Genomic DNA, 25,986 nt, shown 5'->3' with positions numbered 1-25,986 from the left:
GAGTATATTTTCAAACACCAAGTTGCCACAAGGGAAAATTGCTTTTTGCTCTATTCAATTTTTAAATATTGGTAAAAATCCCGCCGCCACGGCGGTTTGCCGCCCCATCTTGGTGCGCCCATAGCAAAAAACCCGGCAACGCAGTACGCGTTGCCGGGTTTTTCAAAGCCCGAGGGCCAAAGACTATCTACTTGCGTCCACCCCGTGCCGGCGCGGCATGGCCGCCCTTGGCTGGCGGCTTGCTGCCACGGCCCATCGGCACGGCGGCCGGCTTGGCCTTCGTCTTGATGGTCGACAGAATCGATGGACGCACTTTCGACTCGGCGGCCGACGCTTTGGGCGCCGCTGCCGTGCCGCCCAGGGCGATGCGGTTCTTGCCCGGCGTGACCTTGAACTTGTCCGGCGTGCCGGCGCCATGCGTCTGGCGGCTGCGTTCGCCTGCGGCCAGGCCGCCCGATTCCGACGACGTCCAGGCGGGGATCAGATGCTTGTCGCCATTGCCGATCAAGTCGCCACGGCCCATGTTGACCAGCGCTTCGCGCAAGATCGGCCAGTTGGCCGGGTCCTGGTAGCGCAGGAACGCTTTATGGGTGCGACGGATCTTGCCGCTGCGCGCCGTTTCCACCACTTCCGAGTCGGCTGTCACCTTGCGCAGCGGATTCTTGCGCGTGTGGTACATGGTGGTCGCCATGGCCATCGGCGTGGGCATGAAGGTCTGTACCTGGTCCAATTTGAAATTGTTTTTCTTCAGCCACAGGGCCAGGTTCAGCATGTCCAGGTCCGTCGTGCCCGGATGGGCGGCGATGAAATACGGGATCAGGTATTGCTTCTTGCCCGCTTCCAGCGAAAAACGGTCGAACATTTCCTTGAATTCGTCGTAGGCGCCGATGCCGGGCTTCATCATCTTCGACAAGGTGCCCTCTTCCGTGTGCTCAGGGGCGATCTTCAACAGGCCGCCCACATGGTGCGTGACCAGTTCCTTCACGTACTCGGGCGAACGCACGGCCAGGTCGTAGCGCAAGCCCGAACTGATCAGCACTTTCTTGATGCCGGGAATGGCGCGCGCCTTGCGGTACAGGGAAATGAGCTTGCTGTGGTCCGTGCCCAGGTTCACGCAGATGGACGGGTACACGCAGGACAGGCGGCGGCACGACACTTCGATCTCTTTTTCCTTGCAGGCCAGGCGGTACATATTCGCCGTCGGGCCGCCCATATCGGAAATGGTACCCGTAAAGCCTTTGGTTTTATCGCGGATATGCTCGATTTCGCGCAGGATCGACGGTTCCGAACGGCTCTGGATGATGCGGCCTTCATGTTCCGTGATCGAGCAGAAGGTGCAGCCGCCGAAGCAGCCGCGCATGATGTTGACGGAAAAGCGGATCATTTCCCAGGCGGGGATATGCGCCTTGCCATAGCTCGGGTGCGGGGCGCGCGCGTAGTTCATGTCGTACACGCCATCCATCTCGTCCATGGCCAGCGGCAGCGGCGGCGGGTTGAGCCACACGTCGCGCTCGCCGTGCGCCTGCACCATGGCGCGCGCATTGCCGGGATTCGATTCCAGGTGGAACACGCGCGACGCGTGCGCATACATGACGGGGTCATCCTTGACGACGTCGTAGGCGGGCAGGCGCACGACCGTCTTGTCGTGCTTTTCCTTGGCCATGGCCAGGCGCTCTTCGCGGCTCATGATGCGGATGGGCTTGATGACTTCGGCCGACTTGGAGGCGTTTTCCGTGGCGCAGGCGGTCTTGTCTTCCTGCACCATCTCGTACGGGCTGTAGTGCGGGTCGATCTTGCCGGGCACGTCGACGCGGGTGGAATTGTGCACGCCCCAGTCGTCGCCGGGCAGCCAGCCGGCCGGCACCATGAAGGCCGTGCCGCGCAAGTCGCGGATATCCTTGATGTGTTCGCCGGCGGCCAGGCGATGGGTCAGGTCGACCAGCGCCCGCTCGGCATTACCGAAAATCAGCAAATCAGCCTTGGAATCGGGCAAGACGGAACGGCGGACCTTGTCCGACCAGTAATCGTAATGGGCGATGCGGCGCAAGGACGCTTCGATGCTGCCGATGACGATGGGCACGTCGGAATACGCTTCGCGCGCGCGCTGGGCGTACACGGTGACGGCGCGGTCCGGGCGTTTATTCGGTTCGGCATTGGCCGTGTAGGCGTCGTCGGAGCGGATCTTGCGGTCGGCCGTGTACTGGTTGACCATGGAATCCATGTTGCCGGCGGTAATGCCGTAGTACAGGCGCGGCTTGCCGAGGATGCGGAAGGCGTCGGCCGACAGCCAGTCGGGCTGGCTGATGATGCCGACGCGATAACCCTGCGCTTCGAGCAGGCGGCCGACCAGGGCCATGCCGAAACTCGGATGGTCAATGTAGGCGTCGCCCGTGACGAGGATGACGTCGCACTGGTCCCAGCCCAGCGCGTCCATCTCGGCACGCGACATCGGCAGGAAAGGCGCCACGGCAGCGCGGGCAGACCGCTTGGGAACGGTCGCAAATAAATTGGTAGGGGAGCTCATAGGGTACGGATTGTACCGGAATTGGCCATTTCCAACCTGACGGCCTGCTTTTTACTGTTGGATTTCAGTACAAAAAACGTTTATTTTTCAATCACTTGGGGAAAGAAGGCCCTTGGGGTCAGACCCTTCGGGGGTCTGACCCCAGCTTTTCCCCGGGTTACATCAGATCCCCATATTGGCAAGAATCTCGCCAAGTTCGCGCAGCGCCGGCTCCAGTTTCGGATGCTTGACGGCAAACTTGGCCGACAATTCCTGGCTGCGCTCGGCCAATCCATACGTGGTCGACTCTTCTTCCTGCTCCTGCGCGGCGCGCTTTTCCATCAGCAACTTGATGTCGACATCGAGTTTTTGCAGCAAACCATGCAGTTCTTCATCGACGGGACCGCTGCTTGCCAGTGTCGAATGCAGCTGTTGCAGCGATTCCTTGAGTTTGCTATCCATGTTTTTTCCTGTCAGTCAGTAAATTGCGTGTCCAGGAACAATTGTTCCACCTTGCTCCTGGCCCACGGGGTCTTGCGCAAAAACTTCAGGCTCGACTTGATGCTGGGATCGCTGATGAAGCAATTGATATCGATGTGCTTGGCCAGGCCGTCCCAGCCGTAGTGGGCGTGCAGGCGCGTCACGATACCTTCCAGGGTAATGCCATTCAAATCTTGCTGACTCATATACTCTTTCAACTGCCTTCTTGTTTACATCTTACTCAATTCTACGCCGCCGGCACGGAAAGCTTGCGTGCGCCATGTCAACGCAACGCAAGCTTCTGATGAGGACGTCTTACTTGGCGTTCAAGCCCCGGCGTTCCAGCAGCGGTTCCACTGTGGCGTCGCGGCCGCGGAAGTCACGGAACAGCTGCAGCGCATCGACGCTGCCGCCGCGCGACAGCAATTTGCTGCGGAACCAGTCGCCGTTCTTGCGCGTCAGGCCGCCGTTTTCCTTGAACCAGTTGACCGATTCCGCGTCCAGCTTTTCCGACCACAGGTAGGCGTAATACGCGGCCGAGTAGCCGCCCGAGAAGCTGTGCGAGAAATACGTGGTGCGGTAGCGCGGCGGCACGGGCGCGTAGTCGACACCCGCGTCTTTCAACGATGCCGCTTCAAAGGCCAGCACGTCCGTCGGGATCTGGCTTGGCGCCAGCTGGTGCCAGCGCTGGTCCAGCAAGGCCGCCGACAGGTATTCCGTCGTCATGAAACCCTGGTTGAATTTCTTCGCCGCCGTGACCTTGTCGAGCAATTCCTGCGGCATGGCCGCGCCGCTCTGGTAGTGCTTGGCATAGTTTTGCAGCACTTCCGGCCAGACGGCCCACATTTCATTGACTTGCGACGGGTACTCGACGAAGTCGCTCGGCACGCTGGTGCCGGCAAAGCGCGGGTATTTCACGTTCGAAAACATGCCGTGCAGCGCATGGCCGAATTCGTGGAACATGGTCGTCACTTCATCAAACGTCAATAAGGTCGGCTGGCCGGCGGGCGGCTTCGGAATATTCAACTGGTTGGCGACGACGGGATGCGTGCCCATCAGTGACGATTGCGACACATATTCATTCATCCACGCGCCGCCATGCTTGTTGCCGCGCGCATAGAAGTCGGCGATGAACAGGGCCAGCGGCTTGCCGTTGGCATCCAGAACGTCGTAGACGCGCACGTCCGGGTTGTATACCGGCAAGTCCTTACGCTCCTTGAAGCTGATGCCGTACAACTTATTGGCGGCAAAGAAGACGCCATTGTTCAGCACGCTGTTGAGTTCCAGGTACGGTTTCAGCTCGTTTTCATCGAAATTGAAACGCTGCTTGCGCAGCTTGTCCGTGTAGATGGCCCAGTCGGCCGCTGCCACCTGGAAACCGCCCTTTTCCGCATCGACCACTTGCTGCAGGTCGGCCGCTTCGCGGCGCGCATTCGCGACGGCCGGTTTCGCCAGTTCCGACAGCAGGGTATTGACGGCCGTCGTGGTCTTGGCCGTCTGGTCTTCCAGCGAGTACGCGGCGTAGTTGGCGTAACCGAGCAAGGTCGCCCGTTCGGCGCGCAGTTTGGCCAATTTCAGCACGATGGCGCGGTTGTCGAACTCGCCGCCCTGGCTGCCGCGGTTCAGCGACGCGTCCATCAGGCGCTGACGCGTCTTGCGATCCGTCAATACGGCCAGCGGCGGCTGGCCGCTGGTGTTGACGAGGGCGATGACGAACTTGCCCGTCAAGCCCCGTTCCTTGGCGGCCGCGGCAGCCGTGTCGATATCGCTGTCCGTCATGCCGGCCAGCTCGGCACGGGTGTCGACGACGATGCTCTTGGCATTCGTTTCCTTCAGGACGTTTTGCGCGAAGGCCGTTTCCAGGCCCGCCTGCTCGGCGTTATAGGCTTTCAGTTTTTCCTTGTCCGCATCGGACAGCTTGGCGCCGGCGCGCACGAAATCCGTGTGATAGCGCTCGAGCAGGCGCAGGGATTCGGCATCGAGGCCCAGCTTGTCGCGCTTGGCGTACAGGGTGTCGATGCGGGCAAACAGTTTCGGGTTCAGCGTGATGGCGTCGCCATGCGCGGCCAGTTTCGGCGACACGTCCACTTCCACCGCTTCCAGCACGGCATTGGTATTGGTCGAGGTCATGTTGCTGAAGATGCTCTGCACGCGGTGCAGCAGCTGTCCCGTGCGCTCGAGGGCCACGATGGTGTTCTCGAACGTGGCCGGCTGGCGGTTGTTGGCAATCGCATTGACTTCGGCCAGCTGGCGTTTCATGCCTTCGGCAAACGCCGGCGCATAGTGACCATCCTTGATCAGGCCGAACTGCGGCATCTGGAACGGCAGCGGGCTCACTTTGAGCAGGGGGTTCTGGGCGCTGATGGCGACGGCCGGTGCGGATTTCGCGGCGGCGGCCATGGCGGATGGGGCGGCGTGGGCCAGCATGACGCTGGCGGCGATGACGAGCAGTTGTGGACGGATCATGACATCTTTCAGGAAGCGCGGGGAAGAACCGCGATCGCGTCGCGGGCCAGTGGCAGATCATAGCAGCCTGTCACACAGGCGTCATCCAACATGGGCGATCCTGTGGTGCAGCACGCCAAATGCGCGGTTTACCACGGTTTACAGGCAAAATCCCCAAATAAAAATGGCCGCCAATTGCTTGGCAGCCATTTTTTCATTGACCCGGCCTTGACGCCGGAATCACCCTATTACTTGCCGTTCAAGCCACGGCGTTCCAGCAGCGGCTCGATCTTCGCATCGCGGCCGCGGAAGTTGCGGTAGATGTCGAGCGCATCGGCGCTGCCGCCGCGCGACAGCAGTTGATTGCGGAACCAGTCACCGTTCTTGCGCGTCAGGCCGCCGTTTTCCTTGAACCACTCGACCGTGTCGGCATCGAGCTTTTCCGACCACAGATACGCGTAGTAACCGGCCGAATAGCCGCCCGCGAACGCGTGCGAGAAATACGTGGTGCGGTAGCGCGGCGGCGCCGGGGCGAAATCGACGCCCGCTTCCGTCAAGGCGGTTTTTTCAAACGCCAGCACGTCGGTGGGGATCTGTGCCGGGGTCAGCTGATGCCAGCGCTGGTCCAGCAGGGCCGAGGCCAGGTATTCCGTGGTTTTATAGCCCTGGTTGAAATTGTCTGCCGCCGTCACCTTGGCCAGCAGTTCGGCCGGAATGGCCGCGCCCGTCTGGTAGTGCTTGGCGTAGTTTTGCAGCACTTCCGGCCACAGCGCCCACATTTCATTGACTTGCGACGGGTATTCGACGAAGTCGCGCGGCACGCTGGTGCCGGCAAAGCGCGGGTATTTCACGTTCGAAAACATGCCGTGCAGCGCATGGCCGAATTCGTGGAACATGGTGTTGACTTCGTCAAACGTCATCAGGGTCGGCTGGCCCGCTTCCGGTTTCGGAATGTTGAGATTATTCGCGATCACCGGCTTGCGGTTCAGCAAGGTCGACTGGCCCACATAGGCATTCGCCCAGGCGCCGCCGCGCTTGTTGCTGCGCGCGTAAGGGTCGAGCGTAAAGATGGCCAGTTGCGTACCGTCTTCATTGAAGACGTCGTAGACCAGCATGTCGGACGTGTAGACGGGCAAGTCGGTGCGCTGCTTGAAAGTGAGGCCGTACAACTTGCCGGCGGCAAAGAACACGCCCTTGGTCAGCACGCTGTGCATTTCAAAGTACGGTTTCAACTGCGTCTCATCGAAGTTGTAGCGTTCGGCGCGCACCTTGTCGCTGTAGAAGGCCCAGTCGGCGGCGCCTACCTTGAAGCCGCCCTTGCCTGCATCGATGACCTTCTGGATATCGTCCGCTTCGCGGCGCGCGTTGACGACGGCCGGCTTCGCCAACTCGCCCAGCAGGGCGTTCACGGCGGTGGTGTCATGCGCCGTCTGGTCTTCCAGCGAGTAGGCCGCGTAGTTCGGGTAGCCCATCAGCGCGGCACGTTCGGCGCGCAGCTTTGCCAGTGCCAGCACTTCCTCGGTGTTGTCGAACTCGCCGCCACGGCTGCCGCGCGCTTGCGATGCCGCCATGATGCGTTCGCGCACGGCGCGGTTGGTCAGCAGCGACAGCGGCGCCTGGCCCGTCGTGTTGACGAGGGCGATCACGTATTTGCCATCGAGGCCGCGCTTCTTGGCCAGGCCGGCAGCCACTTCGATGGCGGCCGGCGACAGGCCGTCGAGTTCTTCGCGCGTATCGACGACGACGGCCGAAGCGTTCAATTCCTTCAGTACATTTTGTGCGAACTTGGTCGACAGGGCAGCCAGCTGGCCGTTGTAGGCGCGCAGCTTTTCCTTGTCCGCCGCCGACAGCTTGGCGCCGGCGCGGACAAAATCGGTGTGGTAGCGTTCCAGCAGGCGTTTCGATTCCGAATCCAGACCCAGCTTGTCGCGCTTGGCGTACAGGGTGTCGATGCGCTGGAAAAGCTTGTCGTTGAGCATGATCGCGTCGCTGTGGGCCGCCATCTTCGGCGCCAGTTCGCGTTCCAGGCCCTGGATCGTGTCATTCGTGTTGGAACCGGACATCACGGAAAACACGGTGCGCACGCGGCTCAGCAGTTGGCCCGAGCGTTCCATGGCGACGATGGTGTTGTCGAACGTGGCCGCTTTCTTGTTATTCGCAATCGCGTTGATTTCCGCCAGGTTGGCGGCCATGCCTGCCGTAAAGGCGGGCGCGTAGTCGGCGTCCTGCACCTTGTCGAACGGCGGATACTGGAATGGCAGGCTGCTCGCTTGCGCAAACGGGTTCGAGGCGGGCAAGGCGGCGGTAGCGGCGGGCACGGTGGTAGCGGCGGTGGCGGCAAAAGCGGCGGCGGCTGGCGCCAGCATCAGGCTGGCGGCGATGACGAGCATTGTAGGACGGGTCATGTCTTCTTTCAAGGAACGCAAGAGAGCCGCGATTGTGTCGCGGGCCAGCCTGAAATAATAACAGCCTGACACACTTGCGTCACCAGCAACTACCGGTGGTAGCGCGCCTGCCAGTAATGAACGGTTTTCATGCGCCCCGCACTACGATGCCGATTTAATAATGCGGCGGACGTTCGTTGACCAGCCCGCCATTCGCCTGCTGCGCCCCGTCGCGCACATGCTCGCCCAGCTTGTGCAGCATCGCTTCCAGCTGGTCGATGCGCTTGCCCTGCTGGTACACCATCTGGTTCAGCGACTCGACCAGATCTTCCTGCTGCGCCAGCTTGATTTCGATATCGACGAAACGTGTTTCCATCTGTTCTGCATTGTCCATGGTGCTCTCGGTGATTCCTGACTGAAAGCGGCATTCTACCGCCGCAACGGCGTGAGCCAGGACAAACTCCCTCCATTCGCCGCCGGACGGGCCCCGATTTCTGTTTATTCTTCCTGGATGGGCTCAAGCCGCTTGACGAATGAGAACAAACGATTACAATGAACACACCAGCGCCACCAGAACCAGTGCTGATCGATACGCGCAAGACGGCCGAATACCGGCGCTGGGAAGATTCCCTGCACGATGTGGCGGCGGCCGCCATCGATGCGCGCATCAAGCACTTACAGCACGGTAAGAAGGGCGACTGGCGGCCAGTGGGCGAAGGCGTGTGCGAACTGCGTTTTTTACAGACGGGACCCGGCTGGCGCGTGTACTTTCACGAAACCAACCTGGGCACCCTGATCTTGCTGCTGCTGGGTGGCAACAAATCGAGCCAGCAGCGCGACATCAAACAGGCGCAAGCGATACTCAAGGACTTGAAAGCCCGGCAAGCGGCCCTGAAGAAAGCGGCGGCGGCATCCACAGGAGCACGAAAGAAATGAACCAACATATCGACCATGACACCTTCGACCTCGACGACCTGGAAGCCTTAGGCCTGAGCAAATTTGATCCGACGCAACACCTGACCAGCAAGGCCGCCGTGGCCGCCTACATGAGCGAAATCGTCGCCACCGGCAATGCCGAACTGTTCCAGTCGGCCATGAACGACGTGGTGCGCGCGTACGGCATGGGCAAGGTGGCGGCCCGGGCCGACATCACGCGCGAAGGCGCATATAAAGCCTTGCGCGAAGGCAGCAAGCCGCGCTTTGAAACCATTTTGAAGATGCTCGATGCGCTGGGCATGCAGCTGGCCATCGTGCCCAAAACCACGCCCGACAGCACCGTGGAAGCGTGAACGCTGCTTAAGCCTTCGGCGCGGCCAGCAAGGCCTTCATGCGCGCCAGGCGTTCTTTCGGCGAAATCACTTCCGCCTCCGTCGGCACCGCATCGCCCACGTCGAGTTGCATTTCCTTGATGAAGCGCGACGGGTCGCAATGGACTTGCTCGCCCGCCCGCTTGCGCTTCTTGCACCAGGTGACGTGCAAGGTGCGCTGCGCGCGCGTGATGCCCACATACATCAGCCGCCGCTCTTCCTGGATACGCGCGGCGATGGTTTCGGCCGGCGCGTCAGGATCGCCCTTGTGCGGCAAGATCCCCTCTTCCACGCCAACGAGAAATACGTGCGGAAACTCCAGCCCTTTCGACGCGTGCAGGGTGGACATGCGCACGGCGTCCTGCTCTTCGTCCTTGCCCTCGAGCATGGTCATCAGGGCCACCATCTGCGTCAGTTCCAGCACGTTCTTTTCTTCGCCATCGCGGTCCTTGCCGCCCCTGCCCCGTTCCTTGAGCCAGTTGACGAATTCGAGCACGTTCTGCCACTTGCTTTGCGCTTGCCGTTCCTCGAAGGCGTCATACAGATACGATTCGTAGTGGATTTCCTTCATCATGTCGTCCAGCACTTCGGCCGCGTTGTCGCCGCTGCCGGCAGCGCCGGGACGGCTGGCGCGCGACTCGAGGTCGTTGATGAAGTTGCAGAAGTCGCGCAGCGGTCCCAGCTGGCGATCCGTCAGCTTGGCCTCGATGCCGCCCTTGAACACGGCCTGGAACAGCGAGCACTGCCACTGCCCCGAGAATGCGCCCAGCACCTCCAGCGTCGACTGGCCCACGCCACGGCGCGGCGTCGTCACGGCGCGAATGAAGGCCGGGTCGTCGTCTTCGTTGGCCAGCAAACGCAGGTAGCTGATGATGTCCTTGATCTCGGCCTTATCAAAAAAACTCTGGCCGCCCGAGATCGTGTACGGGATGCGCTCCTTGCGCAGACACTGCTCGATGATGCGCGCCTGGTGGTTGCCCCGGTACAAAATCGCGTAATCGGAAAATTTGTTCTTGCGCTCGAAATGGTCGGCCGAGATCATGATGGCGACCTGCTCCGCCTCCTGCTCGTCCGTCTGCATGCCCAGCACCTTGATCGGCTCGCCCAGGCCGTGTTCCGACCACAGCGACTTTTCAAACAGTTTCGGGTTGTTGCCGATGACGGCATTGGCCGCATTGAGCACGCGCATGGTGGAGCGGTAATTCTGCTCGAGCTTGATCACCCTCAAATCGGGGAAATCCGTTTCCAGCGTTTTTAAATTTTCCACCGTGGCGCCGCGCCACGCATAGATCGCCTGGTCGTCGTCGCCCACGGCCGTAAACATCGGCTTCTTGCCGATGCCCGTCACCATCAATTTGACCAGTTCGTACTGGCAGGTGTTCGTATCCTGGTATTCGTCGACGAGCAGATAGCGCAAACGGCGCTGCCACTTGTCGCGCACAGGGCCGTTGTTGCGGAACAGTTCCACGGGCAAGCGGATCAGATCGTCAAAATCGACGGCCTGGTAGGCGGAGAGCGTGGCCACATAGCTGCGGTAGATGCGCGCCGCGTTGGCTTCATCTTCATCCTTGGCTTGCGCCAGCGCCATGTCCGGATCGATCAGGCCATTTTTCCACAGCGACATGGCATTCTGGATGCCGCGGATCACCTGTTTATCGGTGGTAATGGCGAGGTCTTGCACGAGGGAAAAACAGTCGTCGCTGTCCATGATGGAAAAGCGATCCTTGAGGCCCACGCCATTGGCTTCCTGGCGCAGGATTTTCACGCCCAGCGAGTGAAAGGTCGACACCGTCAACTGCTTGGCCTGGCGCGGCTGTTTCAATAATTTGGCGATGCGTTCCTGCATTTCCAGCGCCGCCTTGTTGGTGAAGGTCAGCGCGGCAATGGTGCGCGGGTCATACCCCCGGTCTTCGATCAGATGGGCGATCTTTTGCGTGATCACGCGCGTCTTGCCCGAACCGGCGCCCGCCAGCACGAGGCAGGGGCCGTCGAGGTAGGTAACCGCTTCGCTTTGGGGCGCATTCAGACCGAACTGTGGTGCTTTGGACATCAGGGTATTTCCGCAGGGAACAGCAGCCCATTGTAACAGCGTCGCGCAGCCTATTTGCATGCCGGACCATGCCTGAAAAACAGGCAATGGCATTGATATATCGCCATATGCCGCCATCTTGGCCGATGCAATGCGTGCGGCGATGCCACGCCTGGAGTACCATTCCGCCTATATCGCCCGTGCGCGCCCACTTACCGAATGGCAGTCCCATGAAATTTGAACACCTGATTGAAATCAATGATCCGTTGAATCCGCTGATCGACACCTTGACCCTGGAACAAGTGTGGCGCGGCCTCGTCTTGCGCGCCGAGTCGCCGAAGCTGTTCGTGCCGCACCTCGATGAGTGCCGAATCAGCGAGCGCTGCGACGCCGGTTTCGCGCGCAGCCTGCGCTATGGCGAACTGGTCATCAACGACAAGGTGGTGCTGGTGCCGCAACTGCAGGTGCGTTACGAAGTGCCGGCGCAACAGGATATCAGCGCCTCTTCATTGGTCATGACCATCGAGATGCCCGACGAAGCGAGCCTGTGGGTGCGCTTCCAGTACGACGACGGCCACGACGCGGCCACCGATGCGGCCAACGCCCTGTACGACGACTTCCGCCGCTCGGCCTACAAGGAGTCCGACATCGACACGGTGCGCATCATGCGCGAGCTGGCGCTCGAGGGACGGCTCGATGCAGGTCTGCTGAATTAAGCTCCCGCGCTAAATTCGTGCGCTGCGGCCCCATAACTGGTCGGGGCGAAATTGCAGTCCCGCCTGCTCCGCGCTGAGCACTTCGCGGATGGCGTGCAAGTCCACGCGCGTGTCGCGCCGCAGCGGCACGTCCAGGCGCGCGCCGCGGGGGCCGACCAGCGACTGCACGTGGGGCGTGGTGGCATTCAAGCCCTTGCGCGTGACGACGCCGATTTCCCCATTGAGTAATTTGACGAAAGTGCCGACCGGGTAGATGCCCAGCTCGCGCACCAGCAGGGACGCCAGCGGCGCATCCAGGGTGGCCTTGTCGGCCATCAACATTTCACGCAAGGCCACGTTCGGCAGCAAAGGCTGGCGGTAGCTGCGCTTCGAGACGCGCGCGCAATAGCGGTCGGCCAGCATGATCAGCCGGGCGCCGATGCCGATCGCCTCGCCTTGCGTGCCCAGCGGATAGCCGCTGCCATCGATATTTTCATGGTGCTGCAGCACGGCCTGCAGCCAGACGGCATCCGTGACGCCGGCCGCGCGCAGCAAGTCGACACCGGCTTGCGGATGGGCGCGCAAATAGGCGCGTTCCTGCGCGTCCAGCGGGCCCGCCTTGTGCTGGAAATCCGCATGGCGTTCCAGCATGCCCACATTCATGCTCAGCGCGGCCAGCAGCACGCTGCGCACGACGGCGTCGTCGAGTTTCAGCGCGCGCGCCAGCAGGGCCGTGATGACGGCCGTGTCGACGCTGTGGCGCACGGCAAAGTCGCCCGCGCTCTGGTTGTGCAGGATGCAGGCCAGCGCCACGTCGGCATCCAGAACAACGGCCTCTTCCACCAGTTGCGCCAGCGGCGCCAGGGACAGGTGGCTGCCCGCCTGCCCGGCGGCGATGACCGGCAAGACGAGGGCCAGCCCTGCCGTGACGAGGTTCAGCATGCGCAGGGCCGATGGCGCTTCCGTGGCCGTGCGCGGCACGTCGGCGCTGGTATCGGCGATGACGCCGCGCGCCAGCAGCAATGCGATCTGGTTTTCGCTGCTGATGACATGGCCCAGCCTGGCCAGCAAGCCGCCCGTTTCGCCATGCACGTCCCAGGGCAGGGCCACGCCCAGGGCGAGTTCTCCCGCGTAAATGCGCCGAATTTTCACATCGTCTCCATCATCGCCTGCACCCGCTTGTTTTTACCATCCTGGCATCAGCGGCATGTGCCAATTGAAATGTTTTTTGCTTTTAATCAATATTTCAATGTGGCAGCGATGATCGCGCAATCATGTGCGCTTGTCTACAAAATTGTATAAATATCAAAATTGCATCAGACGCCAGGCGAGCAGTCGGCGCAGCCCGGTGCGTGTTCCGGGTCTTTTTCCAGGTGCAGCGCCAGTTCGCGCAAGGCCGTGCGCACGCCTTCCTCGATGACGGGGTGGTAAAACGGCATGTCGAGCATGGCGGGCACCGTCAGCTGCGCCTGGCATGCCCAGGCCAGCAAGTGGCCCAGGTGTTCCGCCCGTGGGCCGATCAGCTCGGCGCCGAGAAAGCGCTTGCTGCCGAATTCCGCATACACGCGCAAGATGCCCTGGTTTTGCAGCATGACGCGGCTGCGGCCCTGGTTGCCGAACGACACGGCACCGACGGCAAAGCGGCCCGCGTGACTGACGCACAATTGCTGGTAGGTGGCGCCCACGGTGGCGATCTGCGGCTCCGTGAAAGCAATCGCCAGCGGCGTGCGGCGCAAGCCCGGTTTGACGTCGGGAAAGCGCGCCGCGTTGTCACCCGCGATGCGGCCCTCGTCGGCCGCTTCGGGCAGCAGCGGCAAGGCGTTGTCGGCATCGCCCGCGATGAAGATGGCGCTGGTGCCGCACTGCATGGTGTGCGGGTCATGCAGGGGGATGCCGTGGCGGTCGAGCTCGATTTGCGCCGTGTCCAGACCGATCTTGTCCACGTTCGGACGGCGGCCGATGGCGGCCAGCACGTACTCGAACTGCTCGGTTTTTTCCTGACCCGCATCATCGCGGCTGGTCAGCGCGATGCCGCCGCCGTCCGGCGTTGTTGCCATGTGCGCGACCTGGGTCATGAAACGGATATCGAGTTCGCGCGCCAGCACGGCATCGGCCTCCCGCAGCACCAGCGGGTCCGTCAGCTGCGCGACTTTATTGCCGCGCGCAAACAAGGTCACGCGCACGCCCAGCCGCGCCAGCGCCTGGCCCAGTTCCAGACCGATGACGCCGCTGCCGACCACGGCGACTGACTTTGGCAAGTCCGTCCATTCGAACACGGCGTCGCTCGTGATGACGCGCTCGCCCGCCGCCTGCCACTCGGGCGGCACGATGGGCGTGGAACCGGTGGCGATCACCACGCTGGCCGCTTCGACAAGCGTATGTTCGTCGACCTGCAGCTTGCCCGGCGCAATGAAGCGGGCGTGGCCGCGCAGTTTTTCTTCCTCGGGGATGGCGTTGACGCCGTCGAGCACGAAGCCGACAAAACGGTCGCGCTCGCTGCGCACCCTGGCCATCACTTGCCGGCCGTCGATGCGCACGGGGCCAGGATGCACGCCAAAAGCGGGCGCGGCAGCCACGGCATGGGCCGCCTCGGCCGCCGCGATCAGGAGCTTGCTGGGCATGCAGCCCACGCGCGCGCACGTCGTGCCGTACGGCCCGCTTTCGATCATCAGCACGCGCTTGCCCTGCATGCGCGCGGCCTTGTGCGCCGTCATGCCGGCCGTGCCGCTGCCGATCACGGCTACATCCACTTGTATCGTTTTCATCGTGCTACTTATCTCCGCGTCAGATTGCTCACAGCGTTCGATACTACCCGTTTGCCGAAAATAAGGTTTTACTTTGCTGCAATATGTGTATTAGTATAACTAATCAATTCTAAAATTTATAAGCTGAGCTAATGGGATCACTCGATTATCGCGCGCTGGCCGTGCTGGACGCCGTGGCCAGCCATGGCAGTTTCGACAAGGCCGCCCTGGCGCTGGGCATCACCCAGTCGGCCGTCTCGCAGCGCATCAAGGCGCTGGAAGACGCCAGCGGGCGCTTGCTGATCATCCGTGGCCAGCCAGCCGTGCCGACGGGCCTGGGCCAGCGATTGATCGTGCATCACCGCAACGTCAAGCTGATGGAAGCATCGCTCGACATCGACCTGGGCAACAGCGTCAGCATGCCGGAAATCGCCATCGCCATCGATGCCGACAGCCTGGCCACGTGGTTCCCCGACACCTTGTCCGCCCTGCTGGCACCACCGCGCTGCCAACTCGACGTGCGCCTGGCCGACAGCGACAGCGCCCTGCAGATGGTGCGCGACGGCTCCGTGTTCGGCTGCGTGGCGGCCGAATCCGGCACGGCGCTCGACGCGGCGGCCGCCACCAGCGTCACGCCGCTGGGCACCTTGCGCTATGTCTGCGTGGCCACGCCCGTGTTTGCGGGCCACTGGTTCGGCGACGGTTTTATTGCCGAGGCGGTGCAACTGGCGCCCGCCGTCGTGGGCCAGCACGGCTTGCTGGCGCGTTTCCTCGCTGAACAATTGAGCATGCGCGAACCGTTTCCGCACCATACCTTGCCGGTCGAAGCGACGCGCCGCGCCTGCGTGCTCGATGGCCTGGCCTACGGCCTGATGCCGCAGCGCCTGGCCGCGCAGGCGCTGGCGACGGACCGGCTCGTCGACCTGCTGCCGGGCAGCACCCTGGACGTGCCGCTGAGCTGGCACGCGTGGACGCTGGACACGCCGTTTACCAAGCTGTTGTCGGAACAGATCGTCAAATCGGCGCGCGATTACCTGCAGTAATTTAAATATCGAGCGGGTCCACTTCCAGCGACCATTTCACGCGCGTCTTCATGGCGCGCAACTCCGCTAACCATTCCTTCAAAAACGCCTGCAAGGCCGGCCGCGAAGGCGATTCCAGCAGCAGCTGGGCGCGGTCCACGTTGTAGACGCGCGTCATGCTCATGGGAATCGGGTCGTTGATGGTCACCTGCGAGTGTTCCATGCACTCTTTCGCCGCCTGCAGGAATTCGATGGCCGTGGCCAGCTCGGGCGCCTCGGCACGCAGCAGGGCCTGGAACAGATACGGCGGCAGCGCCGCCTGCGCCCGCTCTTCCAGCAAGGTCGTGGCGAAATGGTCGTAATCGTGGTTGACGACGGCGTCGTACAGCGGATGGCGCGCATAGCGCGTCTGGATCAGCACTTCACTGACGCTGCCACCTTCCGTCTGCGCAGCCCGTCCGGCGCGGCCCGCCACCTGCATCAGCTGGGCGAACAGGCGTTCGCTGGCCCGGTAATCCTGGGAAAACAGGGCCGTGTCCGGGTTCAGGATGCCGACCAGGGTCAGCTTTTTGAAATCGTGGCCCTTGGCCACCATCTGCGTGCCGATCAGGATATCGACTTCGCCCCGGTGCACGGTGTCGAACGCTTCCTGCGCGCTGCCCTTCTTGCGCGTGGAATCGGCGTCGATGCGTAAAATGCGCGCCTCGGGAAACAATTGCTGCAAGCCCTCTTCCACACGCTGCGTGCCGCGTCCCAGCGGCTGCAAGTCGACGTTGCCGCACGTGGGGCAATGGCGGGGAATACGCAATTCCAAGCTGCAATGGTGGCAGCGCAAGCGGTGTTCGGGCTTGTGCAGCACCATGAACGAGGTGCAGCGCGTGCAATTGCTGATCCAGCCGCACGATTCGCAGCAGATCACGGGCGAATAGCCGCGCCGGTTCAGGAACAGCAGCGACTGCTCCCCGCGCTCCATGCGCAGTTTTAATGCGGCGACCAGATGCGAGGTCAGGCCGTCTTTCGGCTTGTCGCGCTCCATGTCGAGGATCTTGACGCGCGGCAAGACCGCATTTTTGACGGCCCGCTCGCGCAATTCCAGCTTGCGGTAGCGCCCCGTCTGCGCGTGGTGCCAGCTTTCCAGCGACGGCGTGGCCGAACCGAGCACGATGGGAATCTGCAATTGCCAGGCGCGCCACACGGCCAGGTCGCGCGCGGAATAACGCAAGCCTTCCTGCTGCTTGTAGGAAGGATCGTGCTCTTCGTCGATGACGATCAGTTTGAGTTTCGGCAAGGACGCCAGGATGGCCAAGCGCGTGCCGAGCACGATGCGCGCCTGGCCCTGGTGCGCGGCCAGCCAGTGCAGCATGCGCTCGCCTTCGGACAGGCTGCTGTGCAGGGTGGCCAGCATGACGCCGGGAAAACGCGCGCGGATATTGCCTTCCAGCTGGGGCGTCAGGTTGATTTCCGGCACTAAAATCAGGATTTGCGCATCGTCCTCGCGCGCCAGCACCTGGGCGCACGCCTGCAGATACACTTCCGTCTTGCCGCTGCCCGTCACGCCGTACAGCAGGGTCGGCTTGAAACCCTGCGCGCCGCCGATGGCGTCCGCCGCCTCTTGCTGGGCAGCATTGAGCGCAGGCATGTTCAGCGGCGTGCCGTCATGCGCGTCGGCCAGCTTGCCCAGCTTCTTGATGGCGCGGTCGAGCGCCACGGTGGTGAGCACGCGCAAATTCTTCGGTAAACCCGGCAAGGCCACTTCACCGAGCGGGCGCTGGTAGTAATCGGCGGCGAAGGCGGCCAGCGCCAGCCACTGTTCCGACAGCGGCGCCAGCTGGCTGCGCACGGCCAGCACGTCCTTCAATTTCGCGGCGGGCACATCGGTGCTGTCGGACACGCCGACGATCAGCCCCATCACTTCACGCCGGCCGAATGGCACCAGCGCCAGCTGCCCCACTTGCGGCAGCGGCACGGCAGCGCCCGTATCCGCCGCCGCTGTCCAGCGGTAGTCGAACAAGGCGTTCAAGGGCGTGTCGAGCGCGATTTTCAGGATGCACGACGTCAAAATGCACTGCGACATGGGGGTAGGGCCTATCTCAATAAAAAAGCGCGCCGCAGGGGCGATGGCGCGGCGGGATGTCCGGCATCAAGCCAGCGGGCCATGATACTTGTTTCATCCGTCAAACGCCTAACGACGGACGGGACGGCGTACTCTCGTGCCTGAAGAAAATTCTGTGGATAACTTTGTGGACAAAGCAAAATTAACTTTCAGAAAAATGTGGACATAAAATTTCGACTGCCGTCAAGAGCGGCACGCAAGAAAAATTAATCATTTAAAATCAATGGCTTAAAAATTGATGCCCGGGCGGCCACAAATCCACAGGACATTTCCGCCGCTGTGCATAACTGAGCCATTTGTAATGTATTTATACAGAAATCGGCACCATTTTGAGGCGTCCGATCGGCAAAAACACGGACGGCATGCAGCAAAATTGACAATTGCCGGGCAAGCGTTCGTTTTTACCTGACGGACGGCGAAACATTGTTCAATTATCATGCGCTGCAACATGCACTTCAGGTGAAACCTGAACATCGGCGCTAAGTATCGGTTAACAAAATACTTTTCAATTTTATCCACAGAATCTGTTGATAACTTTGTGGACAATGAAGGAATAAGGCAAGCGGACGAAAGAATAACCTTATCAATAGCAACAAAGTCCGCTAGTCAATGAATTTTTTATTCCTTAATAATCAATCACTTGCAAATCGCCCCCGGGCATGGCTTTGACACTGCCTCTTATTTCCGCAGCAAAAAAAATTGTGCATAAGTCGGTATGTCTTGCTAAGGCGCAGCAAAGAAAAAGGCAGGCTTCCGTTGGAAAGCCTGCCTTTTCTGCCCCTGCGCCAGGGGAAAATGACGACTTACTGGCCGCTGCGCATGGCGCGGCTCATGCTGTGCACGGCTTCCACCATCGCTGCCACGGATTCCGGCGGCGTGAACTGGGAAATGCCATGTCCCAGGTTGAACACGTGGCCCGTACCAGCCGATGGCGCGCCGAAGGCGTTGAGCACTTTCGCCACTTCGGCGCGGATCTGCTCGGGGCTGGCGAACAGGATGGCAGGGTCGAGGTTGCCCTGCAAGCCCACTTTATGGCCCACCAGCTGGCGCGCGCGCGTCAGGTTGACGGTCCAGTCCAGGCCCACGGCATCGGCGCCGATGTCGGCGATCTGCTCGATCCACTGGCCGCCGCCCTTGGTAAACACGATGGCGGGAATCTTGACGCCATCCTTGTCGCGTTTCAGCTGCGCCACCACTTGCTGCATGTAGGCCAGCGAGAATTCCTGGTAGGCGCCATCGGCCAGCGCACCGCCCCAGGAATCGAAGATCATCACGGCTTGCGCGCCGGCGTCGATTTGCGCATTCAGGTACTGCGCCACGGACGTGGCGTTGATCGCCAGGATGTGGTGCATCAGGTCAGGGCGGTTGTACAGCATCTTCTTGATGGTATGGAACTCTTTCGAGCCGCCGCCTTCCACCATGTAGCACGCCAGGGTCCACGGGCTGCCGGAAAAACCGATCAGCGGCACGCGGCCATTGAGTTCCGTGCGGATTTGCGTGACGGCCTTGAACACATAGTCGAGCGACGCCAGGTCCGGCACTTGCAAGGCCTTCACGTCCTGCTCCGTGCGCAGCGGGCGCTCGAACTTCGGCCCTTCGCCATCGGCGAAATACAGGCCCAGGCCCATGGCGTCAGGCACCGTCAGGATGTCGGAAAACAAAATGGCCGCGTCGAGCGGGAAACGCTCCAGGGGCTGCAAGGTCACTTCCGTTGCGTAATCGGGATTCTTCGCCAGGCCCAGGAAGGAGCCGGCCCGCTCGCGCGTGGCGCGGTATTCGGGCAGGTAGCGGCCTGCCTGGCGCATCAGCCAGACAGGAGTGTGCTCGGTCGGCTGGCGCAGCAGGGCGCGCAGGAAAGTGTCATTCTGGAGCGGAGCAAATTGTGGCATGGCAGGCAATCGAGCTTGGAGAAGCGGTATTATCGCATCCAATCGCCGCCATTTCATTGATTCCGGTGCCGCTTTGCAGCATTTGCCACGCACAGCGATGACTTTCGTTGTGCCTGCCCTTCCATTATGATGATGAACGCCGCCGCGCTGCCTGACGCCGCCTGGAGGCCCCTCTACCCACCACGACACGGAGCCCGCATGACCTCGACCGCATCCAGCACCCCTTATGGCATTTGGCCATCGCCGATCAGCGCGGCCATCGTCGCCGCCGGCGCCTCGCCGCTGACGCAGCTGGCCCTCGGGGGAGCGGATGGCGCCGACGTGTTCTGGCTGGCCGGGCGCGCCAGCGAGGCGGGCCGCAACACCCTGCTGCGCCAGCGCGGCGCGCGTGTCGATGAACTCACGCCAGCGCCCTTCAATGTGCGCACCCGCGTGCATGAATACGGCGGCGGCGCGTATGCGGTGGCCGGCGATACCGTGTATTTCTCGCATTTCGCCGACAATTGCCTGTACCGCGTGGCCGGCGACGCCGCGCCCGAAGCGTTCACCACGGGCGGCAATACGCGCCACGCGGACTTCGTCGTCGATGCGGCCCGTGCCCGCCTGATCGCCGTGCGCGAACAGCATCCGGCAGAGGGCCATGCGCAGCCGGAAAACTGCCTGGCGGCCGTCGGCTTCGACGGGCACGAAACGGTGCTGGCGCGTGGCCACGATTTTTATGCGGCGCCGCGTTTGTCGCCGGACGGCAGCCAGCTCGCCTGGATCAGCTGGGACCACCCGCGCCTGCCGTGGCAAGGCACGGAACTGTGGCTGGCCGACGTGCAGGCGGACGGCAGCCTCGGTTCGCCCCGCCTGATCGCCGGCGGCGCGCGCGAGTCGATTTGCCAGCCGGAATGGTCGCCGAACGGCTTGCTGCACTTCGTTTCCGACAGCAGCGGCTGGTGGAATCTGTACCGCCTGCATGGCGCCGACATCGAGGCGCTGTGCCCGATGGAAGCGGAATTTGCCACGCCGCACTGGACCTTCGGCGGCAGCATGTACGGTTTTCTGTCCGACGACGAGATCGTCTGCACGTATATCCAGTCCGGCATCAGCTACCTGGCGCAGCTGAACGTGACGGCGGCCAAACTGGAACCGATACCGCACCCGTACCAGGAAATCCGCGAACTGCGCGTGGGGCCCGGCTTCGTCGCGCTGCTCGGCGGCAGTCCCACCATCGCGCTGGAACTGGCGCGCATCGACCTGTCGAACCATGAACTGGAAGTGCTGGCGCAGTCGATCACGGCCTTGCCCGCGCTGGCGTACCTGTCCGTGCCGCGCAGCTTGAGTTTTACCAGCAGCAATGGCCGCACGGCCCACGCCTTCTTTTATCCGCCGAAAAATGACGACGTGCAGGCGCCCCAGGGAACATTACCCCCCGTCATCGTCATCAGTCATGGCGGTCCCACGAGCATGGCCAGCAATACCTTGAAGCTGGCGACGCAGTACTGGACCAGCCGCGGCATCGGCGTGCTCGACGTCAACTACGGCGGCAGCAGCGGCTTCGGCCGCGAATACCGCGACGCGTTGCGCGGGCAATGGGGCATCGTCGATGTGGAAGACTGCATCGCCGGCGCCCGCTACCTGGCCGCCGAGGGCCTGGCCGACCCGGAACGCCTGATCATCCGCGGCGGCAGCGCGGGCGGCCTGACGACCCTGTGCGCCCTGACCTTCCACGACGTCTTCAAGGCCGGCGCCAGCTACTATGGCGTATCCGACCTGAAGGGTCTGGACGACGATTCGCACAAGTTCGAATCGCGCTACACCGACTACCTGATCGCCCCCCAGCCGCAAGCCGAGGCCCTGTACCGCGAGCGCTCGCCCATCCACCATACGGATAAACTGTCGCGCCCGATGATCTTCTTCCAGGGCCTCGATGACAAGGTGGTGCCGCCGCAGCAGTCGCAGCTGATGGTCGACGCCCTGCAGGCGCGCGGCGTGCCCGTCGCCTACGTGCCGCTCGAAGGCGAGGGCCACGGCTTCCGCAAGGCGGAAAACATCGTGCGCACCCTCGACGCGGAACTGTATTTCTACCAGCGCGTATTCGGCCTGCCCGTGACGGCCGGCGAGCCGCCCGTGCATATCGCCAACTTGCCCGCATGAGCGAACCGAATGTAGAGCAACATCTGCTGGACGAGTTCTCCGCCCTGGAGCAGCACGAACAGATGATCCTGGCCTTGCTGGCCATCGCGGGCGAACCCGTGGGCAAGCATGCCGTGTATGAACACTTGCAGCGCGCCAACGTCGTCGAGCCGGACGGCACGCCGTTTGCCCTGCTCACCGTCACGGGCATGCTGCAGCATTTGACGCGGCACGCGCTGGCGTCCGAAGTGGTGGGACGGGGCTATGCCTGCGAAGCGAAGCTGCGCTGGCCCGCCATGCGCGCCGCCATCGAGCACCTGGTGTTCCGCGACCTGTGCCAGGCCATCGAGCTGATCAACCCCGTGCGGCGCAACTGGGATGGCTATGTGGAATTGCGCAGCTACCGGCAAGGCGTGGCGCGCCTGCGCATCGCCCTCTTGCGCAATGACGAGGTGCGCCACGTGGCCGCCATCCTGGCCGCCTGCATGGCGTGCTATGAAGCGCAACAGCTGCATCCGCTGATCGAGATCTTCGGCCGGCCGTTCGAGCCGGAAATGCTGTCTTTCGTCATGCCGCAACTGCAGGACGACATCCTCGCCGTGCTGCTGGGCAACGCCCCGCGCGAACCGGCCACGGCGCACGCCATCCGTACCTACGCGCGCGCGCACCACGCGCGCCAGGCGGCCGCCGGCGACCATATCGGCGCCGCCCTGGCGCTGGCCTTGGCCGAAGACGCCCTGCTGTGCGGCGAACTCGACGCGGCCGCGCGCTACCTGGCGGGCCAGCAGGGGCCGCAGGCACTGTTTGTCGACAGCAGCATCGCCCTGTTGCGCGGCGAACATGCGCACGCCGTGGCGGGCTTTGAAACGGCCCTGAAAGGGTTGCGCAAGGAAACGGGCAAGCGCAAGCTGTGCTTTACGGGCATCGGCGGCCACCTGTACGTGCTGGCCTTGCTGCGCGGCAACGACGCCAAGCTGCTGAAAAGTGCGGAGACCTACCTCGATATCACGCTGCACGCGCAGCCCAACCACGACAGCATCGTCTACCAGCAACTCAATACCTTGCGCCTGGTGCGCGCCGGCGTGCTGCAAGCCGATGCGATCCCCACGCGCAGCTGGGAAACGGGACTGCAGGCGCAGCTGTTCCAGGCCTTGCTGTACTACTGGCTGGCCCTGCCGCAATTGAGCGAGCGCAAGGATCAACTGCGCCTGTTGGTGCAGCAAGCGGACGCGGCCGGCTACGACCTGATTGCCGCGCAGGCGGCCGGCTTGCTGGGCCTGATGAGCGAGCCGGACCAGGAGCGCTATGCCACCGCAAAACGGGCGCAGCACGGCTTGACGGACATGGCGCCGTGGTTCGAGCGCCAGGAAGCGTGGCAGCGCCAGCTGAGCGCGCTGATCAACCTGCAGCAGAACGCGCCCGCCGAAGCCGTCGGCGGCGTCTCGCGCCTCGTGTGGCTGGTGGCGTTCGACCCGCGCTTCGGCCTCACGGCCGTGGAAGTGCGCGAGCAGAAACGCGACGCGCGGGGCGGCTGGAGCAAGGGCCGCGCCATGGGCCTCAAACGCCTGGCCGAAGAGGCGGGCGACATCGATTTCCTCACGCCGCAGGACGCGCGCGCGGCCGGCAGCATCGCGCCGTTCAAACAATATTATTCGTCGGCACCGCGCTATGAAATCGAGCTGGACAAGGCCGCCGTGCTGCTGGTGGGCCACCCGCTCGTCTTCTGGCTCGATCACCCCGACACGCGCGTGGAACTGATCGCCGGCGCGCCCGAGCTCCTGATCAAGTCGCACGAAGGGCAACTGTGGCTGGGCATGCAGCCGCCGCTGCCCGACAGCGGCAGCAACGTGGTGGTGCAGCGCGAGACGCCGACGCGCTTGCGCGTGGTGCACATCCTCGACGAACACCGGCGCATCGGCGCCATCGTGGGCCTGGGCTTGTCCGTGCCCCTGCATGCGGAAAAACAGGTGATGCAGGCCATCGGCGCCATCTCGACCATGGTCACCGTGCAGTCCGATATCGGCGGCGGCGCCGGCGACGCGGAAGCGATCACGGCCGACCACCGCCTGCACGTGCATTTGCTGCCCTACCAGCAGGGGTTGAAGATGCAAATTCTCGTGCGCCCGCTGCTCGACAACGGCGCCTATTACGCACCGGGCAGCGGCGCCGAAAGCGTGTTTGCCGACGTGGCAGGGCGTGCCGTGCAAGCGCGGCGCGACCTGAATGCGGAACGCGAAGCGCAGCGCCAGCTGATCGGAAAATGTCTGGTGCTGGAAGAGGCGGAAGAAGAGCATGGCGAATGGCTGCTGGGCCAGCCAGCGCTGGGCCTGCAATTGCTGGTGGAGCTGCAAGCGCTCGACCCCGCCGGCATGGTCTTGGCGTGGCCCGAAGGCGAAACCATGCGCGTGTCGAAGCGCATCGACAGCGGCCAGATGCGCCTGAATATCAAGAGCGAAAAAGACTGGTTTGCCGCCAGCGGCGAAGTGCAGATCGATGAAGACAAGGTGATGGATTTGCGCGCCCTGCTCGATTTGATGCAGAACAATAAAAGCCGCTTCGTGGCCCTGGGCGACAACCAGTTCCTCGCGCTCAGCGACGAGCTGCACCGGCGCCTGTCGGAACTGGCTGCGTATGGCGAAGCGCATCCCGATGGCGTGCACATCCACCCGCTGGCCGCGTTTGCGCTGGAAGAGCTGGCCAACGATGCGGGCGGCGTGAAGGCCGACAAACTGTGGCGCGAACACCTGCTGCGCCTGCGCGCCCTCGACGATTATCAGCCGCAGCTGCCCAGCACCCTGCAGGCGGACTTGCGCGACTACCAGCTGGCCGGCTACCAATGGCTGGCGCGCCTGGCGCACTGGGGCGTGGGCGCCTGCCTGGCCGACGACATGGGACTCGGCAAGACTTTGCAGGCGCTGGCGCTGATCCTCGCGCGCGCGCCGAACGGCCCCACCCTCGTCGTCGCCCCCACGTCCGTGTGCATGAACTGGATCAGCGAAGCGCAGCGCTTCGCGCCCACCTTGAACGTCAAACTGTTCGGCAGCGGCGACCGGGCCGACATGCTCGACACCCTGCAGCCGTTCGACGTGGTGGTGGCCAGCTATGGCTTGCTGCAGCAGGAAGCCACCATGTTTGCCGGCGTGCGCTGGCATACGATCGTGCTCGACGAAGCGCAGGCGATCAAGAATGGCGCCACCAAGCGTTCGCAAGCCGTGATGGCCCTGCAAGGCGATTTCCGCATGGTGGCCAGCGGCACGCCGCTGGAAAACCACCTGGGCGAACTGTGGAATCTGTTCCGTTTTATTAACCCGGGCTTGCTGGGCACCCTGGACCAGTTCAATTTGCGCTTTGCGGGACCGATCGAAAAGGATCAGGACAAGCGGGCGGCGGCCGGCGCGCGCCTGCGGCTGCGCCGCCTGATCGCGCCGTTCATCCTGCGCCGGACAAAAACGCAAGTGCTGTCGGAATTGCCGTCACGCACGGAAATCGTGCTGGAAGTGGAATTGTCGCCGCAGGAAACGGCACTGTACGAATCCTTGCGCCGCGAAGCGCTGGAAAAGCTGGCCATGGTGGAAGGACCGGCCTCGAAAAAGGCCATCCAGATCCTGGCCGAGATCATGAAACTGCGCCGCGCCTGCTGCAATCCGCAACTGGTGGCGCCGGAACTGGGCCTGGCCAGCAGCAAGCTGGCCGCCTTCGCCGAGCTGCTTTCGGGCTTGCTGGAAAACCGCCACAAGGTGCTCGTCTTCAGCCAGTTCGTCGACCATTTGACACTCATCCGCAAGCACCTGGAGCAGCATGGCGTCAGCTATCAGTATCTCGACGGCAGCACGCCCATGCAGGAGCGCAAGCGCCGGGTCGACGCCTTCCAGGCGGGCGATGGCGACGTCTTCCTGATCAGCCTGAAGGCGGGCGGCATGGGCATCAACTTGACGGCGGCCGATTACGTGATCCACATGGACCCGTGGTGGAACCCGGCCGTGGAAGACCAGGCCTCGGACCGCGCCCACCGCATGGGGCAATTGCGCCCCGTCACCATTTACCGGCTGGTGGCGAAACACACGATCGAGGAAGGCATCGTCGAATTGCACCAGCACAAACGCGACCTGGCCGACAGTCTGCTGGAAGGCAGTGATGCGGCCGCGCGCATGTCGGCCAGTGACATGCTGGGCATGCTGCAGGAGGGGTTGAAGCGATGAGCTTGAAAAAATGCACGGGGAAGCCGCGTTCCATGCGATGATCGTTTTTCCCTGT

The 25,986-nt window shown here is 62.8% G+C and carries 17 protein-coding genes; 6 read left to right on the top strand and 11 right to left on the bottom strand.

Going from position 1 to position 25,986, the window contains the following annotated elements:
• Positions 1 to 187: 187 nt before the first annotated feature.
• The 6 genes from OX462_RS01000 to OX462_RS00975 form a co-directional block, all read right to left on the bottom strand.
• Entirely contained in the window at positions 188 to 2,449 is a 2,262-nt protein-coding gene (locus OX462_RS01000; protein ID WP_070290369.1) for a YgiQ family radical SAM protein, read from the bottom strand.
• A 237-nt stretch (positions 2,450 to 2,686) separates the two neighbouring features.
• The gene (locus tag OX462_RS00995; RefSeq protein WP_070219601.1) at positions 2,687 to 2,965 is read right to left on the bottom strand and encodes a DUF4404 family protein; all 279 of its coding nucleotides are present in this window, start codon (positions 2,963 to 2,965) and stop codon (positions 2,687 to 2,689) included.
• Between the two features lie 11 nt (positions 2,966 to 2,976).
• Complete coding sequence (locus OX462_RS00990) at positions 2,977 to 3,189, bottom strand: VF530 family protein (protein WP_070219603.1); 213 nt, start codon at positions 3,187 to 3,189, stop codon at positions 2,977 to 2,979.
• A 109-nt stretch (positions 3,190 to 3,298) separates the two neighbouring features.
• Positions 3,299 to 5,449, bottom strand: coding sequence for a M3 family metallopeptidase (locus tag OX462_RS00985; protein WP_409027577.1), 2,151 nt, complete (start codon positions 5,447 to 5,449; stop codon positions 3,299 to 3,301).
• 227 nt (positions 5,450 to 5,676) lie between these two features.
• Complete coding sequence (locus tag OX462_RS00980) at positions 5,677 to 7,833, bottom strand: M3 family metallopeptidase (RefSeq protein WP_409027576.1); 2,157 nt, start codon at positions 7,831 to 7,833, stop codon at positions 5,677 to 5,679.
• A 154-nt stretch (positions 7,834 to 7,987) separates the two neighbouring features.
• Positions 7,988 to 8,206 (bottom strand): SlyX family protein, encoded by a 219-nt coding sequence (locus OX462_RS00975; protein ID WP_070290273.1) that lies wholly within the window; start codon positions 8,204 to 8,206, stop codon positions 7,988 to 7,990.
• Positions 8,207 to 8,364: 158 nt separating this feature from the next.
• On the opposite strand from OX462_RS00975, the gene OX462_RS00970 reads away from it, so the two are divergent.
• The gene (locus OX462_RS00970) at positions 8,365 to 8,748 is read left to right on the top strand and encodes a type II toxin-antitoxin system RelE/ParE family toxin (RefSeq protein ID WP_240453484.1); all 384 of its coding nucleotides are present in this window, start codon (positions 8,365 to 8,367) and stop codon (positions 8,746 to 8,748) included.
• On the top strand, positions 8,745 to 9,101 hold the full coding sequence (locus tag OX462_RS00965; protein WP_070219611.1) for an addiction module antidote protein: 357 nt from the start codon (positions 8,745 to 8,747) through the stop codon (positions 9,099 to 9,101). The genes OX462_RS00970 and OX462_RS00965 overlap by 4 nt, the downstream gene beginning before the upstream one ends.
• A gap of 7 nt (positions 9,102 to 9,108) precedes the next feature.
• On the opposite strand, the gene OX462_RS00960 is transcribed toward OX462_RS00965, so the two are convergent.
• A complete protein-coding gene (locus OX462_RS00960; RefSeq protein WP_070219613.1) occupies positions 9,109 to 11,169 on the bottom strand; it encodes a UvrD-helicase domain-containing protein in 2,061 nt (686 codons plus the stop codon).
• A gap of 209 nt (positions 11,170 to 11,378) precedes the next feature.
• On the opposite strand from OX462_RS00960, the gene OX462_RS00955 reads away from it, so the two are divergent.
• Positions 11,379 to 11,864, top strand: coding sequence for an SRPBCC family protein (locus tag OX462_RS00955; RefSeq protein ID WP_070219615.1), 486 nt, complete (start codon positions 11,379 to 11,381; stop codon positions 11,862 to 11,864).
• Positions 11,865 to 11,873: 9 nt separating this feature from the next.
• Here the strand turns inward: OX462_RS00955 and OX462_RS00950 are convergent, their stop codons facing one another.
• Both OX462_RS00950 and OX462_RS00945 read right to left on the bottom strand, forming a co-directional pair.
• Positions 11,874 to 12,995, bottom strand: coding sequence for an HD-GYP domain-containing protein (locus tag OX462_RS00950; RefSeq protein WP_227742070.1), 1,122 nt, complete (start codon positions 12,993 to 12,995; stop codon positions 11,874 to 11,876).
• A 164-nt stretch (positions 12,996 to 13,159) separates the two neighbouring features.
• Positions 13,160 to 14,608, bottom strand: coding sequence for a dihydrolipoyl dehydrogenase (locus OX462_RS00945; RefSeq protein WP_409027575.1), 1,449 nt, complete (start codon positions 14,606 to 14,608; stop codon positions 13,160 to 13,162).
• Positions 14,609 to 14,739: 131 nt separating this feature from the next.
• Here OX462_RS00945 and OX462_RS00940 point away from each other — a divergent pair, with 131 nt between their 5' ends.
• The gene (locus tag OX462_RS00940; RefSeq protein ID WP_409027574.1) at positions 14,740 to 15,630 is read left to right on the top strand and encodes an ArgP/LysG family DNA-binding transcriptional regulator; all 891 of its coding nucleotides are present in this window, start codon (positions 14,740 to 14,742) and stop codon (positions 15,628 to 15,630) included.
• Position 15,631: 1 nt separating this feature from the next.
• Here the strand turns inward: OX462_RS00940 and OX462_RS00935 are convergent, their stop codons facing one another.
• Positions 15,632 to 17,683 carry a primosomal protein N' gene (locus tag OX462_RS00935; RefSeq protein ID WP_409027573.1) on the bottom strand — a complete coding sequence of 684 codons (2,052 nt, stop codon included), beginning with the start codon at positions 17,681 to 17,683 and terminating at the stop codon, positions 15,632 to 15,634.
• Between the two features lie 842 nt (positions 17,684 to 18,525).
• The gene (gene hemE, locus OX462_RS00930) at positions 18,526 to 19,611 is read right to left on the bottom strand and encodes a uroporphyrinogen decarboxylase (RefSeq protein ID WP_070312001.1); all 1,086 of its coding nucleotides are present in this window, start codon (positions 19,609 to 19,611) and stop codon (positions 18,526 to 18,528) included.
• A gap of 198 nt (positions 19,612 to 19,809) precedes the next feature.
• Between hemE and OX462_RS00925 the strand changes: the two genes are divergently transcribed.
• Positions 19,810 to 21,753, top strand: a complete 1,944-nt coding sequence (locus tag OX462_RS00925) for a dipeptidyl-peptidase 5 (RefSeq protein WP_409027572.1) — start codon at positions 19,810 to 19,812, stop codon at positions 21,751 to 21,753.
• Positions 21,750 to 25,931, top strand: a complete 4,182-nt coding sequence (locus tag OX462_RS00920; RefSeq protein WP_409027571.1) for a DEAD/DEAH box helicase — start codon at positions 21,750 to 21,752, stop codon at positions 25,929 to 25,931. The genes OX462_RS00925 and OX462_RS00920 overlap by 4 nt, the downstream gene beginning before the upstream one ends.
• Positions 25,932 to 25,986: the final 55 nt, after the last annotated feature.

It is taken from the genome of Janthinobacterium aestuarii (assembly GCF_046113285.1).
Classification (GTDB): domain Bacteria; phylum Pseudomonadota; class Gammaproteobacteria; order Burkholderiales; family Burkholderiaceae_D; genus Janthinobacterium.
The sequence above is the reverse complement of the archived record's forward strand: the minus strand, read 5'-3'. Positions and strand labels throughout refer to the sequence as shown.

What these genes read in the sequence shown, in the direction of transcription:
- OX462_RS01000 (WP_070290369.1), bottom strand. Translation starts at nt 2,449, where the DNA reads ATGTCGCGTGCCGAGATGGACGCGCTGGGCTGGGACCAGTGCGACGTC.
- OX462_RS00995 (WP_070219601.1), bottom strand. Translation starts at nt 2,965, where the DNA reads ATGGATAGCAAACTCAAGGAATCGCTGCAACAGCTGCATTCGACACTG.
- OX462_RS00990 (WP_070219603.1), bottom strand. Translation starts at nt 3,189, where the DNA reads ATGAGTCAGCAAGATTTGAATGGCATTACCCTGGAAGGTATCGTGACG.
- OX462_RS00985 (WP_409027577.1), bottom strand. Translation starts at nt 5,449, where the DNA reads ATGATCCGTCCACAACTGCTCGTCATCGCCGCCAGCGTCATGCTGGCC.
- OX462_RS00980 (WP_409027576.1), bottom strand. Translation starts at nt 7,833, where the DNA reads ATGACCCGTCCTACAATGCTCGTCATCGCCGCCAGCCTGATGCTGGCG.
- OX462_RS00975 (WP_070290273.1), bottom strand. Translation starts at nt 8,206, where the DNA reads ATGGACAATGCAGAACAGATGGAAACACGTTTCGTCGATATCGAAATC.
- OX462_RS00970 (WP_240453484.1), top strand. Translation starts at nt 8,365, where the DNA reads ATGAACACACCAGCGCCACCAGAACCAGTGCTGATCGATACGCGCAAG.
- OX462_RS00965 (WP_070219611.1), top strand. Translation starts at nt 8,745, where the DNA reads ATGAACCAACATATCGACCATGACACCTTCGACCTCGACGACCTGGAA.
- OX462_RS00960 (WP_070219613.1), bottom strand. Translation starts at nt 11,169, where the DNA reads ATGTCCAAAGCACCACAGTTCGGTCTGAATGCGCCCCAAAGCGAAGCG.
- OX462_RS00955 (WP_070219615.1), top strand. Translation starts at nt 11,379, where the DNA reads ATGAAATTTGAACACCTGATTGAAATCAATGATCCGTTGAATCCGCTG.
- OX462_RS00945 (WP_409027575.1), bottom strand. Translation starts at nt 14,608, where the DNA reads ATGAAAACGATACAAGTGGATGTAGCCGTGATCGGCAGCGGCACGGCC.
- OX462_RS00940 (WP_409027574.1), top strand. Translation starts at nt 14,740, where the DNA reads ATGGGATCACTCGATTATCGCGCGCTGGCCGTGCTGGACGCCGTGGCC.
- OX462_RS00935 (WP_409027573.1), bottom strand. Translation starts at nt 17,683, where the DNA reads ATGTCGCAGTGCATTTTGACGTCGTGCATCCTGAAAATCGCGCTCGAC.
- hemE (WP_070312001.1), bottom strand. Translation starts at nt 19,611, where the DNA reads ATGCCACAATTTGCTCCGCTCCAGAATGACACTTTCCTGCGCGCCCTG.
- OX462_RS00925 (WP_409027572.1), top strand. Translation starts at nt 19,810, where the DNA reads ATGACCTCGACCGCATCCAGCACCCCTTATGGCATTTGGCCATCGCCG.
- OX462_RS00920 (WP_409027571.1), top strand. Translation starts at nt 21,750, where the DNA reads ATGAGCGAACCGAATGTAGAGCAACATCTGCTGGACGAGTTCTCCGCC.